This is a genomic window from Streptomyces sp. NBC_00435 (genome assembly GCF_036014235.1).
Taxonomy (GTDB): Bacteria; Actinomycetota; Actinomycetes; order Streptomycetales; family Streptomycetaceae; genus Streptomyces.
Map to the genome: position 1 here is coordinate 12044 of NZ_CP107925.1, position 17487 is coordinate 29530.

Here is a 17487-nt window from a genome sequence, read left to right on the forward strand (position 1 = left end):
GAAAAGTCGGTGGTCAAGCCCCTAATCAGCGGTCAGTCAGTGCCTCCGGGCCCAGTGACACCACCCCCCGGATCATGGTTAACAAGGGGGGAAGTCATGCCGTGTCCGGAGGCCGGGAGCCCCATTGCGGAGCCAACGAAGACGGTAATGGGGGGAGTTCTAGTACCGGTCCAGACGGTGCGCGTACGGGGTCGGCAGCGAGGCTGAGCCACCGCCGGGGAACCAAGCCGTGCAGAGGTCCCGGTACGGCCCGGGGATCGATGCACCGTGCGTACAGGCATCGTCGACCGACCAGTGTCCGAGGCGGCGTGAAGTGCTGCGAACGGGCTCTGGGCCCGGTGAGCGGGCGCAACCGTGAGCGGGCCGCGCAGACGTGGGACCCGCGGGCCGGCGCGGTCACCCCGCACCGGCAGCCCGGTCCCTTCTCCAGGGGCCGGGCTGCGGGGAGGGGTCAGTAGCGGTAGTGGTCCGGCTTGTACGGGCCCTCGACCTCGACGCCGATGTAGGCGGCCTGCTCGGGGCGCAGGGTGGTGAGCTTGACACCGAGAGCGGCGAGGTGGAGACGGGCCACCTTCTCGTCGAGGTGCTTGGGCAGCACGTAGACGCCGGTGGGGTACTCGGCCGGCTTGGTGAACAGCTCGATCTGGGCCAGGGTCTGGTCCGCGAACGAGTTCGACATCACGAACGACGGGTGACCGGTCGCGTTGCCCAGGTTCAGCAGACGACCCTCCGACAGAACGATGAGAACCTTGCCGTCAGGGAACTTCCAGGTGTGGACCTGCGGCTTGACCTCGTCCTTGACGATGCCCTCGATCTTCGCGAGACCAGCCATGTCGATCTCGTTGTCGAAGTGACCGATGTTGCCCACGATCGCCTGGTGCTTCATCTTGGCCATGTCCCCGGCCATGATGATGTCCTTGTTGCCCGTGGTCGTGATGAAGATGTCCGCGCTCTCCACCACATCGTCCAACGTCGCGACCTGGTAGCCGTCCATCGCCGCCTGCAGCGCACAGATCGGGTCGATCTCGGTGATGATCACACGCGCGCCCTGCCCACGCAGCGACTCCGCACAGCCCTTGCCGACATCGCCGTAGCCGAAGACGACAGCGGTCTTGCCACCGATCAGGACATCGGTGGCGCGGTTGATGCCGTCGATCAGGGAGTGGCGGCAGCCGTACTTGTTGTCGAACTTCGACTTGGTGACGGCATCGTTCACGTTGATCGCCGGGAAGAGCAGGGCGCCGTCCCGCTGCATCTCGTAGAGGCGGTGGACACCCGTGGTGGTCTCCTCCGTCACGCCGCGGATCTCGGACGCGAGCTGCGTCCACTTCTGCGGGGACTCACCCAGGGTGCGGTTGAGGAGGGTCAGGATGTAGCCGTACTCCTCGGACTCCGCCGTGGACGGGTCCGGGGCGGCGCCGGCCTTCTCGAACTCGACGCCCTTGTGGACGAGGAGGGTGGCGTCACCACCGTCGTCGAGGATCATGTTCGGGCCACCGGTGGGGGTGTTGGGCCAGGTCAACGCCTGCTCCGTGCACCACCAGTACTCCTCCAGCGTCTCACCCTTCCAGGCGAAGACCGGGACGCCCCGCGGGTTGTCGACCGTACCGTTCGGGCCCACCGCGATGGCGGCGGCCGCGTGGTCCTGGGTCGAGAAGATGTTGCACGAGGCCCAGCGGACATCCGCGCCCAGCGCGACGAGAGTCTCGATGAGCACGGCGGTCTGCACCGTCATGTGCAGAGAACCGGTGACTCGGGCGCCGGCCAGCGGCTGCGAAGCCGCGTACTCCCGGCGGATCGACATCAGGCCCGGCATCTCGTGCTCGGCGAGGGTGATCTCCTTGCGCCCGAAAACGGCGAGGGAAAGGTCCGCGACCTTAAAGTCGGCGAAGTCCGAGGCGTCACTGGTGGGTTGCGGGGACACGGATGCTCCTTGTCTGGTGGAGTGCCGGCGCCGGGGCGGCATGGGCACTCCGGATGTTCTGGATGTTCTGGTGGATTTCCAGGGTCGCCGGTGAGCGGTTCAGGGTGATGTAGTGCAGGCCGGGCGCACCCTCCGCGAGGAGGCGTTCGGCCATGGCGCTCGCGTGGGCGACGCCGATGCGGTGGCCTTCGGCCGGATCGTCGCGGGCCGCTTCGAGCCGGTGGGCGAGGTCTTCCGGGAAGGCCGCGCCGCTGAGTTCGGCGAAGCGCCTGATCTGGCGTACGTCGGTGGCCGGCATGATCTCCGGAATGATGGGAGTCAGGCAGCCCGCGGCCGCGACCCGGTCGCGCAGGCGCAGGTAGTCGTTCACGTGGAAGAACATCTGCGTGACGGCGTAGTCGGCGCCCGCGCGGCACTTGGCGACGAAGTGGCGGATGTCGCTGTCCCAGTCGGTGGAGCGGGGGTGGCGCTCGGGGAACGCGGCGACACCGACGCCGAAGTCTCCCGACGCCTTGACCATGGAGACCAGCTCGTGGGCGTGGTCGAGGCCCTGCGGGTGCGGGACCCAGGGGGCGTTCGGGTCGCCTGGCGGGTCGCCGCGCAGCGCCAGGACGTCACGGACGCCCGCGTCCGCGTACTGGCCGATGATGTGGCGCAGCTCGGCGACGGAGTGACCGACGGCGGTGAGGTGGGCCACTGGCCGCAGGGTGGTCTCCGCCGCGATCCGTTTGGTCAGCTCGATCGTGCGGTCGCGGGACGAACCGCCGGCTCCGTAGGTGACCGAGACGAACGTCGGGGAGAGCGTCTCGATCCTGCGGATCGTCCACCACAGGGTGCGGGCGCCCGTCTCGGTCTTCGGCGGGAAGAACTCGAAGGAGAAGCTGGGCTTCCCGCTCGCGAGGGTGTCGCGCAACGTGTTCATGGCCGGTTGCCTCCCGCGTTGAAGTAGCTCGCCTCGGGGTGGTGCAGGACGATGGCGTCGGTCGACTGCTCGGGGTGGAGCTGGAACTCCTCGGAGAGTTCGACCCCGATCCGCTCCGGCTTCAGGAGGTGGGCGATCTTGGCCCGGTCCTCGAGGTCGGGACAGGCCGGGTAGCCCAGTGAGTAGCGGCAGCCCTGGTATTCCGTACGGAACATGCCGTCGACGGAGGCCGGGTCGCCGGCGGAGATGCCGAGTTCGGAGCGGACGCGGGCGTGCCAGTACTCGGCCAGGGCCTCGGCGAGCTGGACGGACAGGCCGTGCAGCTCGAGGTAGTCGCGGTAGGACTCGGAGGCGAACAGCTTGGCGGTGGCCTCGCCGATCCTGGAGCCGACGGTGACGACCTGGAGGCCGACGACGTCGATCTCGCCGGATTCGTCGGAGCGGAAGAAGTCGGCGAGGCACAGGTGCCGGCCGCGGCGCTGGCGGGGGAAGGTGAAGCGGGTCAGCTCGTTGCCGGTGGTGTCGTCGAGGAGGATCAGGTCGTCGCCCTTGGACACGCACGGGAAGTAGCCGTGGACCACGGCGGCCTCCAGCAGGTTCTGCGTGTGCAGCCGCTCCAGCCACCCGCGCAGGCGTGGGCGTCCTTCGCTCTCCAGCAGTTCCTCGTACGAGGGCCCGTTGCCGGAGCGGGTCTCCTTCAGGCCCCACTGGCCCTTGAACAGTGCGTTCTCGTCGAGCCAGGAGGCGTAGTCCTTGAGCGGGATGCCCTTGACGACGCGCGTTCCCCAGAACGGCGGGGTGGGGACGGGGTTGTCGGTCGCGACGTCGGAACGGGAGGGTCCTTCCTCGGGGCGCTCCTCGACCTGGATCACGGCCGGTTTGACGCGGCGTTGTTTGAGTTCGGGGAGGGTGGCGCCGGGGACTCCGCGCTTGACGGCGATGAGGGCGTCCATGAGGCGCAGGCCCTCGAAGGCGTCGCGGGCGTAGCGGACCTCGCCCTCGTAGATCTCGTGGAGGTCCTGTTCGACGTAGGCCCGGGTCAGGGCCGCGCCGCCGAGGATGACCGGGTAGTCGGCCGCCAGCTTGCGCTGGTTGAGCTCCTCCAGGTTCTCCTTCATGATCACCGTCGACTTCACCAGCAGACCCGACATACCGATCACATCGGCCTTGTGCTCCTGCGCGGCCTCCAGGATCGCCGAGACCGGCTGCTTGATGCCGATGTTCACGACGTTGTAGCCGTTGTTGGACAAGATGATGTCCACGAGGTTCTTCCCGATGTCATGGACATCACCGCGGACCGTGGCCAGGACGATGGTGCCCTTGCCCTCCGCATCCGACTTCTCCATGTGCGGCTCCAGATGGGCCACGGCCGTCTTCATCACCTCGGCGGACTGGAGCACGAACGGCAGCTGCATCTGGCCGGAGCCGAACAGCTCACCGACGACCTTCATGCCCTCCAGGAGGGTGTCGTTGACGATGTCCAGGGCCGGCCGAGTCTCCAAGGCCTCGTCGAGATCGGCTTCCAGGCCGTTCTTCTCGCCGTCGATGATGCGGCGCTGCAGGCGCTCGTCCAGCGGCAGGGCCAAGAGCTCCTCGGCGCGGCCGGCCTTCAGGGACTTGGTGTTGACGCCCTCGAAGAGCGCCATCAGCTTCTGCAGCGGGTCGTAACCCTCGGCGCGCCGGTCGTAGATCAGGTCCAGGGCGGTACCGACCTGCTCGTCGTCGAAGCGGGCGATCGGCAGGATCTTGCTCGCGTGGACGATCGCCGAGTCCAGGCCCGCCTTGACGCACTCGTCGAGGAACACGGAGTTCAGCAGGACACGCGCGGCCGGGTTGAGGCCGAAGGAGATGTTCGACAGACCCAGAGTCGTCTGCACGTCCGGGTGACGGCGCTTGAGCTCACGGATCGACTCGATCGTGGCGATGCCGTCCTTACGGGACTCCTCCTGGCCGGTGCAGATCGTGAAGGTCAGGGTGTCGATGAGGATGTCCGACTCGTGGATCCCCCAGTTCCCCGTCAGATCCTCGATCAGCCGCTCCGCGATCGCGACCTTGTGCTCCACCGTGCGGGCCTGACCCTCCTCGTCGATGGTCAGCGCGATCAGCGCGGCACCGTGCTCCCGCGCCAGCGCCGTGACCTTCGCGAACCGCGACTCCGGACCGTCACCGTCCTCGTAGTTCACCGAGTTGATGACCGCACGACCACCGATCTTCTCCAGACCCGCCCGCAAAACAGGAACCTCGGTCGAGTCCAGAACGATCGGCAGCGTCGAAGCCGTGGCGAAACGCCCGGCCAGCTCCCGCATGTCCGCCACACCGTCACGGCCCACATAGTCCACGCACAGGTCGAGCATGTGCGCGCCCTCGCGGATCTGGTCACGGACCATCTCCACGCAATCGTCCCAACGCGCCTCCAGCATCGCGTCCCGGAACTTCTTCGACCCGTTGGCGTTCGTCCGCTCACCGATCGCCATGTACGAGACGTCCTGGCGGAACGGCACCGTCTGATAGAGCGAGGACGCACCCGGCTCCGGACGGGGGTCACGGGTGGCCGGACTCAGACCGCGGACCCGCTCCACGACCTGCCGCAGGTGCTCCGGAGTCGTACCGCAGCAGCCGCCCACCAGCGAGAGGCCGTACTCGCGCACGAAGGTCTCCTGCGCATCCGCCAGCTCACTCGCCGAGAGGGGGTAGTGCGCGCCGTTCTTCCCCAGGACCGGCAGACCGGCATTCGGCATGCACGAGAGCGGGATCCGCGAGTTCCGCGCCAGATAGCGCAGGTGCTCGCTCATCTCCGCCGGACCCGTCGCGCAGTTCAGACCGATCATGTCGATGCCCAGCGGCTCCAACGCTGTGAGCGCGGCGCCGATCTCCGAACCCAGCAGCATCGTGCCCGTGGTCTCCACCGTCACCGAGCAGATCAGCGGCACGGAGACACCCAGGGCCTCCATCGCCCGCCGGGCACCCACGATGGAGGACTTCGTCTGCAGGAGGTCCTGCGTCGTCTCCACCAGCAGCGCGTCGGCACCGCCGGTGATCAGTCCTTCGGCGTTGACCTGGTAGGCGTCGCGGATGGTCCCGTAGTCGATGTGGCCGAGCGTCGGCAGCTTGGTGCCGGGGCCCATGGAACCCAGGACCCAGCGCTGCTGCCCGGTGGCCGCGGTGAACTCGTCGGCGACCTCCCGGGCGATACGGGCGCCCGCCTCCGACAGCTCGTACACCCGCTCGGGGATGTCGTACTCCCCGAGCGCCGCGTGGTTCGCCCCGAACGTGTTGGTCTCCACGCAGTCGACGCCGACCTCGAAGTACGCCGCGTGCACGGCGCGCACGATGTCGGGCCGGGTCACGTTCAGGACCTCGTTGCAGCCTTCGAGGCCCTCGAAGTCCTCGAGGGTCGGGTCCTGCTCCTGCAGCATCGTGCCCATCGCGCCGTCGGCCACCACCACGCGCGTGGCCAGCGCCTCGCGCAGCGAGCCGCCCGTGCGCAGTGAGCCGCCCGTCACGCCGGCACCGCCAGGTGGGGGGCGATCCGGTCCGCCTCGTCCGGCCCGTAGGCCGTGCGCAGCAGGTCGAGGAGGGAGTCGGCGGAGAGGTCGTAACCCTGGGGGCCCGTCGTCCCCAGGACCGCTGCCGCGAGTGCGCAGCCCAGGCGGGCCGCGGTCTCCTGGCCCAGGCCCCAGGACAGGGCGGCGAGGAAACCGGCGCGGAAGCCGTCGCCGACGCCGGTGGGCTCCTGCGCTCCCGTGACGGGCACGGCGGGCACGTGCAGGTCGGGGACGCCGACGCGCTGGATCCTGACGCCTTCGGAGCCGAGCGTGGTGACCCAGGTGCCGACCCGGCCGAGGAGCTGCTGTTCGGTCCAGCCGGAGTGTTCCTGGACGAGCACCGATTCGTACTCGTTGGTGAAGAGGATCTCCGCACCGTCGACGAGGGCACGGACCTGGTCGCGGTCCATGCGGGCGAGCTGCTGGGAGGGATCGGCGTGGAACGGGATGCCGAGTTCCTTCGCCTCACGGGTGTGGCGGAGCATGGCCCGCGGGTCGTTGGGCGAGACGAGCACGGCGTCGAAGCCGCCGACGCGTTCGGCCACGTCGCGCAGGTCGATGGTGCGGGCCTCGCTCATGGCGCCGGCGTAGAAGGAGCCGATCTGGTTGTGGTCGGCGTCGCTGGTGCAGACGAAGCGGGCCGTGTGCAGGGTGGGCGAGATGTGGACGTGATCGGTGTCGACACCGTGCTCCTTGAGCCAGAGCCGGTAGTCGGAGAAGTCGGTGCCGGCCGCGCCCACGAGGTACGGGGTCAGGCCGAGGCGGCCGAGTCCGAAGGCGATGTTGGCGCCGACCCCTCCCCGGCGGACCTCCAGCTCCTCCACGAGGAAGGAGAGGGAGACCTTGTCGAGCCTGTCGGCGATGAGCTGTTCGGCGAACCGGCCGGGGAACACCATGAGGTGGTCCTCGGCGATCGATCCGGTGACGGCGATCCGCATGTCAGGCCTCCGCGGCCGTGCGCAGGGCGGCCACGCGGTCGGTGCGCTCCCAGGTGAAGTCGGGGAGTTCGCGGCCGAAGTGGCCGTAGGCGGCGGTCTGCGCGTAGATGGGGCGCAGCAGGTCGAGGTCGCGGATGATCGCGGCCGGGCGCAGGTCGAAGACCTGGCCGATGGCGTCCTCGATCTTCTGGACGTCGACCTTGTGGGTGCCGAAGGTCTCGACGAAGAGTCCGACGGGCTCGGCCTTGCCGATGGCGTACGCGACCTGGACCTCGCAGCGCGAGGCCAGTCCGGCGGCCACGACGTTCTTCGCGACCCAGCGCATCGCGTAGGCGGCGGAGCGGTCGACCTTGGACGGGTCCTTGCCCGAGAAGGCGCCGCCACCGTGGCGGGCCATGCCGCCGTAGGTGTCGATGATGATCTTGCGGCCGGTCAGGCCGGCGTCGCCCATCGGGCCGCCGATCTCGAAACGGCCGGTCGGGTTGACCAGGAGGCGGTAGCCCTCGGTCTCCAGCTTGATGCCGTCCTCGACCAGCTGGTTCAGCACGTGCTCCACGACGAACTCGCGGATGTCCGGGGCGAGCAGCGAGTCCAGGTCGATGTCCGCCGCGTGCTGCGAGGACACGACGACCGTGTCGAGACGGACGGCCTTGTCGCCGTCGTACTCGATGGTGACCTGGGTCTTGCCGTCGGGACGCAGGTACGGGATGGTCCCGTTCTTGCGGACCTCGGAAAGGCGCTTGGACAGCCGGTGCGCGATGTGGATCGGCAGCGGCATCAGCTCGGGCGTCTCGTCGCAGGCGTAGCCGAACATCAGGCCCTGGTCGCCGGCGCCCTGCTTGTCGAGCTCGTCCTCATCGCCCTCGACACGCTTCTCGTACGCGGTGTCGACACCCTGAGCGATGTCCGGGGACTGCGCGCCGATGGACACCGACACGCCGCAGGAGGCGCCGTCGAAGCCCTTGGTCGAGGAGTCGTAGCCGATCTCGAGGATCTTGTCGCGCACGAGCTGCGCGATCGGCGCGTAGGCCTTCGTCGTGACCTCTCCGGCCACGTGCACCAGGCCGGTGGTGATCAGCGTCTCGACGGCGACGCGGGAGGTCGGGTCCTCGGTGAGGAGGGCGTCGAGGATCGTGTCGCTGATCTGGTCAGCGATCTTGTCCGGGTGACCTTCAGTCACGGACTCCGAGGTGAACAGACGGCGGGACACGAAAATCAGTCCTTCCCATGCGGAGGTGGCACCGGTGCGGCCAGCAGTTCCTCCCAGGGTGCGAACCGCGCTCGCACGGAGATGGAGGCCAGGTGGACCAGCCGGCGCGGCCGCGGCCTCCAGGCCCGTTCGAGAGCGCCTCCAGAGTGGCCGCCGAAGCTCCTGGAAAACGGATCAGGAATCCCCATCCCGCGGAGAGGCTGGACATGGCGACGGAGCAGGAACGGTTCGCGAACGCAGTGGAGATCGGTCGCCTCAACACGGCCTACGCGCAGTCGAAGCTGCTGCACAGCGCGGTCGAGGTCGGCGTTTTCGAGCTGCTCGCCGAAGGGCCCGCGTCCCTCAAGGAGATCGAGGAGCGCCTGGAGCTGCACCCGCGTCTGCTGCGGGACTTCTGCGACGGTCTCGTCGCCCTCGGTCTCCTGGAGCGCGAGGACGGAACGTACCGCAACTCCGCGAAGACCGAACAGGTTCTCCTCAAGGACAGCCCGCTCTACCTGGGCAGCGCGGTGCTCACGGCCAGCAGCCGGCACCTGCCGATGTGGGGCAAGCTCACCGAGGCCCTGCGCGACGGCCTGCCGAAGGCCGCGGGCGCGGCGGGCCCCGACGTCTTCCTGAAGCTCTACGAGAACAAGGACGCGGCCCGCAAGTTCCTCGCGCACATGGACTCCGCGCACGCCACGGTCGGCCCGCAGCTCGCCCAGGCCCTGGACTGGAGCCGCTACAGCTCCTTCATCGACGTCGGCGGCGCACGCGGCAACGTGGCCGCGGCCATCGCCCAGGCGCACCCGCACCTGACGGGTGGCGTCTTCGAGCTGCCCGCGGTCGAGCCGCTGTTCGACGAGCACGTGGAGCGCCTGGGCCTCGCGAACCGGGTCTTCTTCCACAGTGGCGACTTCTTCGAGAAGCCGATGCCGCAGACCGATGTGGTCATCCTCGGCCACGTCCTGCACGACTGGGCCCTGGAGGAGCGCCGCACCCTGCTGAAGCGGGCCTTCGAGGCGGTCCGGCCCGGCGGCGCCCTGGTGATCTACGACCAGATGCTCGACGAGGAGGACCCGAACCTGTTCAGTGTCCTCGGCAGCCTCAACGTCGCTCTGGTGACGCCCGGTTCGGAGTACACCGTCGCCGAGTGCCGCGAGCTGGTCGCCGAGGTCGGGTTCCAGGTCGTCAGCGCCGAGCGCATCCTCACCACGGGCAGCGACCTCGTCCTGGTCGCCGAGAAGGCCGGCTGAGGCGCCCCGTGACCCCTTCGCCCCAGACCCCCGCCCCGGGCGCCGAGGCCCCCGGACACGAGGCCCTCGGAACCGGGGCCGGGGCTCCTGTGCCCGACCCGTACAGCCCCGAGTTCATGACCGACCCGTACCCGACCCTCGACGTACTGCGGGCGCACCAGCCGGTGTGCCCGGTCAAGACGCCGTTCCTCGGGGACGCCTGGCTGGTCAGCCGGTACGACAGCGTGCGTGCGACGCTCGCCGACCCGCGGATGGGACGGCGCGACCCGGAGGACCCGGAGGACGGTCCCGCCTCGCTCGACAGCGACCCGCCGGACCACACGCGGCTGCGCAGGCTGCTGCAGAAGACCTTCACGCACCGCAGGATCCAGCTGCTGCGGCCGCGCGTCCAGGAGCTCGTCGACTCGATGGTCGACGCGTTCGCGGACCGCGGCGGCGCCGAGCTCCTCGACGAGCTGGCGTACCCGCTGCCCATCGCGGTGATCTGCGAGATGCTCGGGGTGCCCGAGAGCGACTGGGCCGAGGTCCGGTCGCGCACGGCCAAGTTCATCGACGGGGAGATCCCGCAGAACCGCTTCGAGGCGTACGTCGCCACGCACGAGTACATCGTCGGCCTCGTCGCCGCCAAGCGGGAGCAGCCCGGCGACGACCTGGTGAGCGCGCTGCTCGCGGCCCGTGACGGGGAGCAGCGGCTGACCGAGGAGGAGCTGGTCAACCTCCTGGTGATGATGGTGGTCGCCGGGTTCATCACGACGACGAACCTGATCGGCAACGGCGTGCACGCGCTGCTCACCAACCCCGATCAGCTCCGTCTGCTGATCGAGAAGCCGGAGCTGATCGACTCGGCGGTGGAGGAGTTCCTGCGGTACGAGAGCTCGTTCAGCGTCGTGTCGGTCATTCCCCAGGAGGACGTCGAGATCGACGGGGTGCTCGTGGCGAAGGGCGAGAAGGTCCTGGCCTCGTGCCACGGCGCCAACCGCGACCCGGAGCGCTTCACCGACCCCGAACTGCTCGACATCACCCGTTCGCCCAATCCGCACATCGCCTTCGGGCACGGCGCGCACCACTGCTTCGGTGCCCCGCTCGCCCGGCTGGAGGCGCAGCTCGCGATCGGTACGGTCGTACGCCGGCTGGCCGGGCTGCGTCTGGACGGTGAGGCGGCGTGGCGCGGTGGCGTACTGCGCGGTCTGCACACGCTGCCGGTGGCCTTCGACGGTGACGCCGGGAGCGGGTCGTGAGCGGAGCCGCCGGTGGTGCGGCCGGCGGCGGCCCGGCCGTCGCCGAGCTGACCAAGGAGGGTCTCCTGGAGACGCTCCAGGCCTTCAAGCGGACGGCGTTGCTGCGGGCCGGGGTCGAGCTCGGCGTCTTCGACGTGCTCGACGACGGGCCGCTGGCGGCCGACGCCGTCGCGGCCCGGCTCGGCCTGCACCCCCGGGGAGCCGCCACGCTGCTCGGCGCGCTCGCCGCGGTGGGCCTCGCGGTGGCCGGCCCCGATGGGTACGAACTTCCGCCGGGTGCAAGTGAGTTGCTGGTGTCCAGCTCGCCCCGGTACAGCGGCGGCGCGGTGCGTGTCGCGGCCGGGGACATCGAGTGGTACGCCCTGCGCGATCTGGCGGCGGCCGTCCGCAAGGGCGGTACCGTCACCCGGCCCAACGCCGAGGAGCCGGGCTTCGCCTACTGGGAGGACTTCGCCGAGCAGGCCACCTTCGCCACGCAGGCCGGGGCGGGGGCGGTCGCCGACGCGCTGGAGGCCCTGGCTCCGCCGGGGGCCGTCGGCGGGCCGCTGCCCCGGGACCCGGAGGTCCTGGACCTCGGCTGCGGTCACGGCATCTTCGGCTACACGCTCGCGCAGCGCTGGCCCACGGCACGTGTCACCAGTCTCGACACGGCGGGGGTGCTCGCCGTCGCGGACGGCCACGCGCGCCGGATGGGGGTGGCCGACCGGGTCACCGCACTGCCCGGGGACGCGTTCACCGATCCGCTCGGCGGTCCGTACGACGTCGTCGTGGTCGCCAACGTCCTCTTCCAGTACTCCCCCGAGCGCGCGACCCGGTTGTTGCGCCGTGTGCGGGAGGTGCTGCGCCCGGGCGGCGTCGTCGTGGTGGCCGGGTTCACCTCGGGCGACCGGCCGCTGCCGCAGGAGCACGCCGCGCACATGCTCGCGCTCCTGATGCTCGTGTGGACCGATGCCGGCGAGGTCCACTCCACCGGGGCGTACCGCTCGATGCTCGCGGCCGCCGGTTTCGGTGAGCCCGCCGTGCACGACGTGCCCCGGCTTCCCGTACGTGTACTGATCTCGACCACGGAGCGAGGATCCGATGGACTTTGATGTGGTGATCGCAGGGGGCGGCCCCGTGGGGGTGATGCTCGCGCGTGAACTGGCCCTGGCCGGACTGCGCCCCGTGGTTCTGGAGAAGGAGGACCGGCGCCCCGAGCACTCCCGTGCCTGGGGGTTGCACGCCCGTACGGTCGAGACGCTCGACCGGCGCGGCCTCGTCGAGACCCTGGACGCCGATCCGCAGCGGCTGCCGATGATGCCGTACGCGGGGCTGTGGCCGCTGCTCGACCTCGGCGCGATGGACGCCGACCACCCGTACCTGCTGAACGTGTCGCAGACGCGGGTCGTCGAGGTCCTCGACGAGAGCGCGGTGGCGCTGGGCGCCGAACTGCGCTTCGGCCACGCGGTGACGGACCTGCGCCAGGACGCGGACGGCGGCGCGGTCACCGTGACGGTGACCGGGCCCGAGGGTCCGTACGAGCTGCGCGCCCCCTACCTGGTGGGCTGCGACGGTGGCCGAAGCGTCGTGCGCAAGCTCGCCGGGATCGGTTTCCCCGGCACGGAGGCCACGGTCGGCGCGCTGCTCGGCGATGTGGTGCTCACCTCGATGGAGGGCGTGCGGCGCGGGATCACCCGCACCGCGGCGGGCACCATCAACGTCAACCCGCGTCCGACCGGGACCACCCGTGTCATCGTCACCGAGTTCGGTCGGCCGCACCCGGACCGCGACGCGCCGGTGACCATGGAGGAGTTCCGTGCCTCGGTGCTCCGCGTCCTCGGGCGGGAACTGCCGCTGGCGGACGAGGCGATGTGGCTGACCCGGTTCGGCGACGCGACCCGGCAGGCGGACGCCTACCGCGACGGCCGGGTGCTGCTGGCCGGCGACGCCGCGCACGTGCACTTCCCGTACGGGGGCCAGGGCCTGAACCTCGGGCTCCAGGACGCCGCCAACCTGGGCTGGAAGCTGGCGCTCGTGGTGCGCGGCCAGGCGCCCGACACGCTGCTCGACAGCTACGAGGCCGAACGGCGCCCGGTCGCCCGGCGCGTCCTCGACAACAGCCGGGTGCAGCTGTCGCTGATGGATCCGGGTGAGGACGCGGGGACGGTGCGCTCGCTGTTCGTGGAGCTGCTCGAGTACCCCGACGTCAACCGGCACCTCGCCCATCTGGTGACCGGCGCCGCCATCCGCTACGACTTCACGGGGACCGGTGGTGAGGGCGACGGCGGTGGCCGTCCTGGTGGGCCCGGTGGGCCCGGTGGACCTGGCCGACCTGGTGGGCCCGGTGCGCCCGGTTGGGTTCGTGGGCAGGGTGGTCCCGGCCGTCCTGGTGGACCCGGTGGACCTGGTGGACCTGGTGGACCCGGCCGTCCCGGTGGACCCGGCCGTCCCGGTGGCGACGGCGGAGACGGCGGTGAGCGGCCGCACCGGCTGCTCGGTGCCCTCACGCCGGGTGTCGACCTCAAGACCGCGGACGGTGACGTGCCGCTGCCGACGCTGCTGCACGGGGGGCTCGCGCTCTTCGTGGACCTCTCCGACCGCGCGGACCTGCGGGCCGAGGCGCAGGCCTGGGCCGGGCGGGTTCAGGTGGTGAGCGCCCGCTCCGAGCGTGACCTGGGCGCCGACGCGCTGCTGGTACGGCCCGACGGATACACCGCGTGGGTCGCCGCGGCCGACGCTCCGGCCGACGGCCAGGCCGAGGCGCTGCGCGAGAGCCTCGTACGCTGGTTCGGGCCCGCGGGGCAGGACGCCTGACGTGGACGCTACCGACACGATGACGCGCGAGCGCCCCGAGGTGCTGGTCGTCGGGGCCGGGCCGGTGGGCCTGACCGCCGCTCACGAACTGCTGCGCCGCGGTATCCGCGTGAGGCTGGTGGCGGCGGCCGAAGGGCCCGCCGTCACCAGCCGGGCCCTGGCCACGCATGCCAGGAGCCTGGAGATCTACGACCAGATGGGCATCCTGCCCGGCCTGCTGCCGCGCGGCCAGGTCGTGCAGGCGTTCACGCTCTACCAGAACGGCCGCCGGCTCGCCCGACTCGGCGCCGACTACAGCGAGCTGCCGACCCGTTTCCCGATGACCCTGATGGTCGACCAGACCCTCACCGAGGAGGCCCTGCGCACCGCGGTCACCGGGCTCGGGGGCACCATCGAGTGGGGTGTCCGGCTCGACTCCCTCGAGCAGGACGGACACGGGGTGCGGGCCTTGCTCACGCATCCCGACGGCCGCAGCGAGGAGGTCGCGTCCGACTGGCTGGTGGGCTGCGACGGCGGGCACAGCACCGTCCGCAAGCAGCTCGGCCTGCAGCTGATCGGCAGCTCCAGCGAGACCTGGCTGATCGCCGACGCCGAGGTCGACGCGGATCTGCCGAAGAACAGCCTCTACTGGCTGCGCACGCCCGGCGGCACCATCATGGCGGTGCCGTTCCCCGACCGGAACCGGTGGCGGCTGCTCGACACGCACGACACGGACGATGCCGACCCCGAGGCGGTGCGCGTCCGCTTCGAGGAGAAGCTCGCCGCCGGTCTCGGCCGGCCGGTGCGCGTCTCCACCCCCACCTGGGTGTCGGCGTTCACCATCCAGCAGCGGATGCTGCCCGGCATGCGCAAGGGCCGCTGTTTCGTCGCCGGCGACGCCGCCCACGTGCACAGCCCCGCCTCCGGGCAGGGCATGAACACCGGTATCCAGGACGCGTACAACCTGGGCTGGAAGCTCGCCTCGGTGATCCGCGGGCACGCCGACGAGTCGCTCCTGGACAGCTATTCGGACGAGCGGGTGCCGGTCGGTGCGGCGCTGCTCGGCTCCACCAACCGGGCCACCTCGCTGATCCAGCTCAAGCACCCGGTGGCGGGTGTGCTCGTACCGCTGATGTTCAAGGCGGTGACGAGCGTGCGGCCGCTGCGCACCCGTCTGGAACGCAAGATCATGGGCGGCATGTCCGCGCTCGGCCTGGACTACGCCGGCTCACCGCTCACCGCGTCCGCCCCCGCCACGGACGGGCAGCAGCAGCAGCAGCCGCAGCCCGTACCCGGGATGCGCGTGAGCCGGGTCGCGGCGGACCGGGCCGGGAGCGGCGGGTGGCCGGAGCTGCTCGCCGAACTGCGCCGCGTGGACTGGACGCTGCTGGTCTTCGGGGACGCCGGCGACGGGGTCGCGCGGCAGCTGGACGCCGAGTACGGCGCGTGGCTCTCGGTGCGCACCGTCGGCGGGGACGGCGGCGGTCACGGCCATCTCGCCGACCCGGACGGACTGCTCGCCGGGGACCTCGGCGCACGACCCGGCGGCTGGCTGCTGGTCCGCCCGGACGGCTATCTGGCGGCCCGCGGCGAGGTACTGACGGCGGATGTGGTCGCCGGGCACGCGGCCGCGTACGCCGGGCGGCGTACGGCGGCGCGCCGCGAGGATCCACAGCCCCTGCGCAACCACTAGGAGAATCATGGAACTGGGACTGTCCGGAAAGACCGTCCTGGTCACCGGTGCCACCGGTGACCTCGGCGGGACCATCGCCCGGGCCTTTCACGCGGCGGGCGCCAGGGTGGCGCTCGGCTACGGACGCGGGGCGGAGGCGGCCGAGGAGCTGGCGCGGGAGCTCGGCGAGGACCGGGGGCTCGCCCTGGCCGTGCCGACGCCGCTCGGCGACCCGGAGACCCTCGGGAACTCCGTCGACCTGGTCACCGGCCGGTGGGGCGGGATCGACGTGCTGGTGACCGCGGCGGCCGACCGGGTGCCGCCGCGGCGGCCGGGGGCGCACTTCGAGGACGTGGCCGCGGCCGACTGGACGCGGTTCCTGCAGGACAACCTGTTCGGCACGGTCCACGCGGTGCAGCGGGTGCTTCCCGGTATGCGCGAACGCGGCTGGGGCCGCATCGTCCTGCTGTCTTCGCAGGCCGTGCACGAGGGCAAGCAGGGTGCGGAGATCTACACCGCGTCCAAGGCGGCCCTGCACGGTCTGGCGCGCGCGCTGACCTGGGACACGGCGCCCGACGGGGTGCTGCTGAACCTGGTGGCACCCGGTATGACGCTCACCGGGAAGGTCCTCGGCAAGCTGCCCGAGCACATCCGCAAGGGCGAGGAGTCGCGGGCTCCGAGCGGCCGGCTGAGCACCCCTCAGCAGGTGGCGGACACGGTGCTGTTCCTGGCTTCCGAAGCGAACGGGAACATCAGCGGGGAGTCGGTGACGATCGCCGGCGGGCGCTGAGCGGTACGTACGCGAGAGGGGCGGGGGTCCGGCGATCAGGCCGGGCCCCCGCCCCCGTGTGTGCGGCGACAGCGGTACGCACACGCCCGCCCGCACACCTGCGCCCCCGGGCCGCCGACCGGTCCGGTCGGGGCGCGGGGGCGCAGGGTGGGGGGTGCGGGGTGCGGGGTGCGGGCGGGTGACCGCTCAGGACGCCGACTTCTGTGCCGCCCGGTGCCCGGGGTGGCGCGGGCCCGCGACCGCCTCGGGCGGCAGCAGTGCGGCCAGCCGGTCCGATTCGGCGGCGGTCAGCGTGATGTCGGCCGCGGCCGCGTTCAGCAGGAGGTGCTTCTCGCTGCGGGTGCCGGGGATCGGCACGATGTCCTCGCCGCGCGAGAGCAGCCAGGCGAGGACGAGCTGGCCCGTCGTCACCCCGCGGACGGCGGCGGCCTCCTGGACGGCCGCGAGCAGGACGCGGTTGCGGTCGAAGTTCTCCCCCTGGAAGCGGGGGTGGTTGCGCCGGATGTCCTTGTCGCCGAAGCCCTCGGTGGAGGTGAGCGTGCCGGTGAGGAACCCGCGGCCGAGCGGGCTGTGCGCGACGAAGCCGATGCCCAGCTCCCGTGTCACGGGGAGGATGTCGTCCTCGACGTGCCGCTCCCACAGCGAGTACTCGCTCTCCAGGGCCGCGACCGGATGCACCGCGTGCGCCCGGCGCAGCTGGTCGGGCCCGGCCTCGGACAGGCCGATGTGCCGGACCTTGCCCACGGCGACGAGTTCGGCGAGCGCGCCGACGCTCTCCTCCACGGGCACGGCGGGGTCGATGCGGCCCAGGTAGTAGAGGTCGATCCGGTCGGTGCCGAGCCGGCGCAGGGAGTCCTCGCAGGCCTGCTTCAGCCGGGCGGGGGTGCCGTCGATGAGGGTGGGCGGGCCGCCGGGGAACGCGGCGGACACTCCGCCGCGGGTGGCCAGGACGACCTCGTCGCGGCAGTCCGCGACGGCGCGGCCGATGAGTTCCTCACCGGCGCCGCCGCCGTAGAAGTCGGCGGTGTCCAGCAGGGTGACACCGCTGTCGACGGCCCGCCGCAGCAGGGCGAGCGACGCGTCTTCGGGGGCCTGCCCGTAGGCCCCCGTGAGGCCCAGACAGCCGAGGCCCACGGCTGAGACCGCGGGTCCCGACTTCCCCAACGTCCTGGTGTGCATGCGGATGTCCCTCCCTCGGGGGCCTGCCCGGAGGCGGAGACCCCGTGTGCCGTGTCCGTACA

The 17487-nt window shown here is 71.1% G+C and carries 12 protein-coding genes; 6 read left to right on the forward strand and 6 right to left on the reverse strand.

Going from position 1 to position 17487, the window contains the following annotated elements; translation table 11 throughout:
* Positions 1-451: 451 nt before the first annotated feature.
* From ahcY to metK, 5 genes are read right to left on the reverse strand one after another with little or no spacing between them, the layout of a single operon-like run.
* A complete protein-coding gene (ahcY, locus tag OG389_RS35850; RefSeq protein ID WP_328304438.1) occupies positions 452-1924 on the reverse strand; it encodes an adenosylhomocysteinase in 1473 nt (490 codons plus the stop codon).
* Complete coding sequence (gene metF / locus OG389_RS35855) at positions 1902-2846, reverse strand: methylenetetrahydrofolate reductase [NAD(P)H] (RefSeq protein WP_328304440.1); 945 nt, start codon at positions 2844-2846, stop codon at positions 1902-1904. Before metF ends, ahcY begins: the two co-directional genes overlap by 23 nt.
* Positions 2843-6349 carry a methionine synthase gene (gene metH / locus OG389_RS35860; protein ID WP_328304442.1) on the reverse strand — a complete coding sequence of 1169 codons (3507 nt, stop codon included), beginning with the start codon at positions 6347-6349 and terminating at the stop codon, positions 2843-2845. The genes metF and metH overlap by 4 nt, the downstream gene beginning before the upstream one ends.
* Positions 6346-7329 carry a carbohydrate kinase family protein gene (locus OG389_RS35865; RefSeq protein WP_328304444.1) on the reverse strand — a complete coding sequence of 328 codons (984 nt, stop codon included), beginning with the start codon at positions 7327-7329 and terminating at the stop codon, positions 6346-6348. The genes metH and OG389_RS35865 overlap by 4 nt, the downstream gene beginning before the upstream one ends.
* Position 7330: 1 nt before the next feature.
* Complete coding sequence (gene metK, locus OG389_RS35870) at positions 7331-8539, reverse strand: methionine adenosyltransferase (RefSeq protein WP_328304446.1); 1209 nt, start codon at positions 8537-8539, stop codon at positions 7331-7333.
* A 206-nt stretch (positions 8540-8745) separates the two neighbouring features.
* Here metK and OG389_RS35875 point away from each other — a divergent pair, with 206 nt between their 5' ends.
* The 6 genes from OG389_RS35875 to OG389_RS35900 are packed head-to-tail and all read left to right on the forward strand — an operon-like array spanning position 8746 to position 16246.
* A complete protein-coding gene (locus OG389_RS35875; protein ID WP_328304448.1) occupies positions 8746-9774 on the forward strand; it encodes a methyltransferase in 1029 nt (342 codons plus the stop codon).
* Positions 9775-9782: 8 nt separating this feature from the next.
* The gene (locus OG389_RS35880; protein WP_328304450.1) at positions 9783-11012 is read left to right on the forward strand and encodes a cytochrome P450 family protein; all 1230 of its coding nucleotides are present in this window, start codon (positions 9783-9785) and stop codon (positions 11010-11012) included.
* Entirely contained in the window at positions 11009-12103 is a 1095-nt protein-coding gene (locus OG389_RS35885; RefSeq protein WP_328304452.1) for a class I SAM-dependent methyltransferase, read from the forward strand. Before OG389_RS35880 ends, OG389_RS35885 begins: the two co-directional genes overlap by 4 nt.
* On the forward strand, positions 12093-13805 hold the full coding sequence (locus OG389_RS35890; protein ID WP_328304454.1) for an FAD-dependent monooxygenase: 1713 nt from the start codon (positions 12093-12095) through the stop codon (positions 13803-13805). Before OG389_RS35885 ends, OG389_RS35890 begins: the two co-directional genes overlap by 11 nt.
* A 1-nt stretch (position 13806) precedes the next feature.
* Positions 13807-15477 carry an FAD-dependent monooxygenase gene (locus tag OG389_RS35895; protein ID WP_328304456.1) on the forward strand — a complete coding sequence of 557 codons (1671 nt, stop codon included), beginning with the start codon at positions 13807-13809 and terminating at the stop codon, positions 15475-15477.
* 7 nt (positions 15478-15484) lie between these two features.
* On the forward strand, positions 15485-16246 hold the full coding sequence (locus OG389_RS35900; protein ID WP_328304458.1) for an SDR family NAD(P)-dependent oxidoreductase: 762 nt from the start codon (positions 15485-15487) through the stop codon (positions 16244-16246).
* A gap of 186 nt (positions 16247-16432) precedes the next feature.
* On the opposite strand, the gene OG389_RS35905 is transcribed toward OG389_RS35900, so the two are convergent.
* Complete coding sequence (locus OG389_RS35905; RefSeq protein WP_328304460.1) at positions 16433-17425, reverse strand: aldo/keto reductase; 993 nt, start codon at positions 17423-17425, stop codon at positions 16433-16435.
* Positions 17426-17487: the final 62 nt, after the last annotated feature.

Bases quoted from the DNA above. Each gene is read 5' to 3' on its own strand.
- metF (WP_328304440.1), bottom strand. From the start codon at position 2,846: ATGAACACGTTGCGCGACACCCTCGCGAGCGGGAAGCCCAGCTTCTCC.
- OG389_RS35865 (WP_328304444.1), bottom strand. From the start codon at position 7,329: ATGCGGATCGCCGTCACCGGATCGATCGCCGAGGACCACCTCATGGTG.
- OG389_RS35875 (WP_328304448.1), top strand. From the start codon at position 8,746: ATGGCGACGGAGCAGGAACGGTTCGCGAACGCAGTGGAGATCGGTCGC.
- OG389_RS35890 (WP_328304454.1), top strand. From the start codon at position 12,093: ATGGACTTTGATGTGGTGATCGCAGGGGGCGGCCCCGTGGGGGTGATG.
- OG389_RS35900 (WP_328304458.1), top strand. From the start codon at position 15,485: ATGGAACTGGGACTGTCCGGAAAGACCGTCCTGGTCACCGGTGCCACC.
- OG389_RS35905 (WP_328304460.1), bottom strand. From the start codon at position 17,425: ATGCACACCAGGACGTTGGGGAAGTCGGGACCCGCGGTCTCAGCCGTG.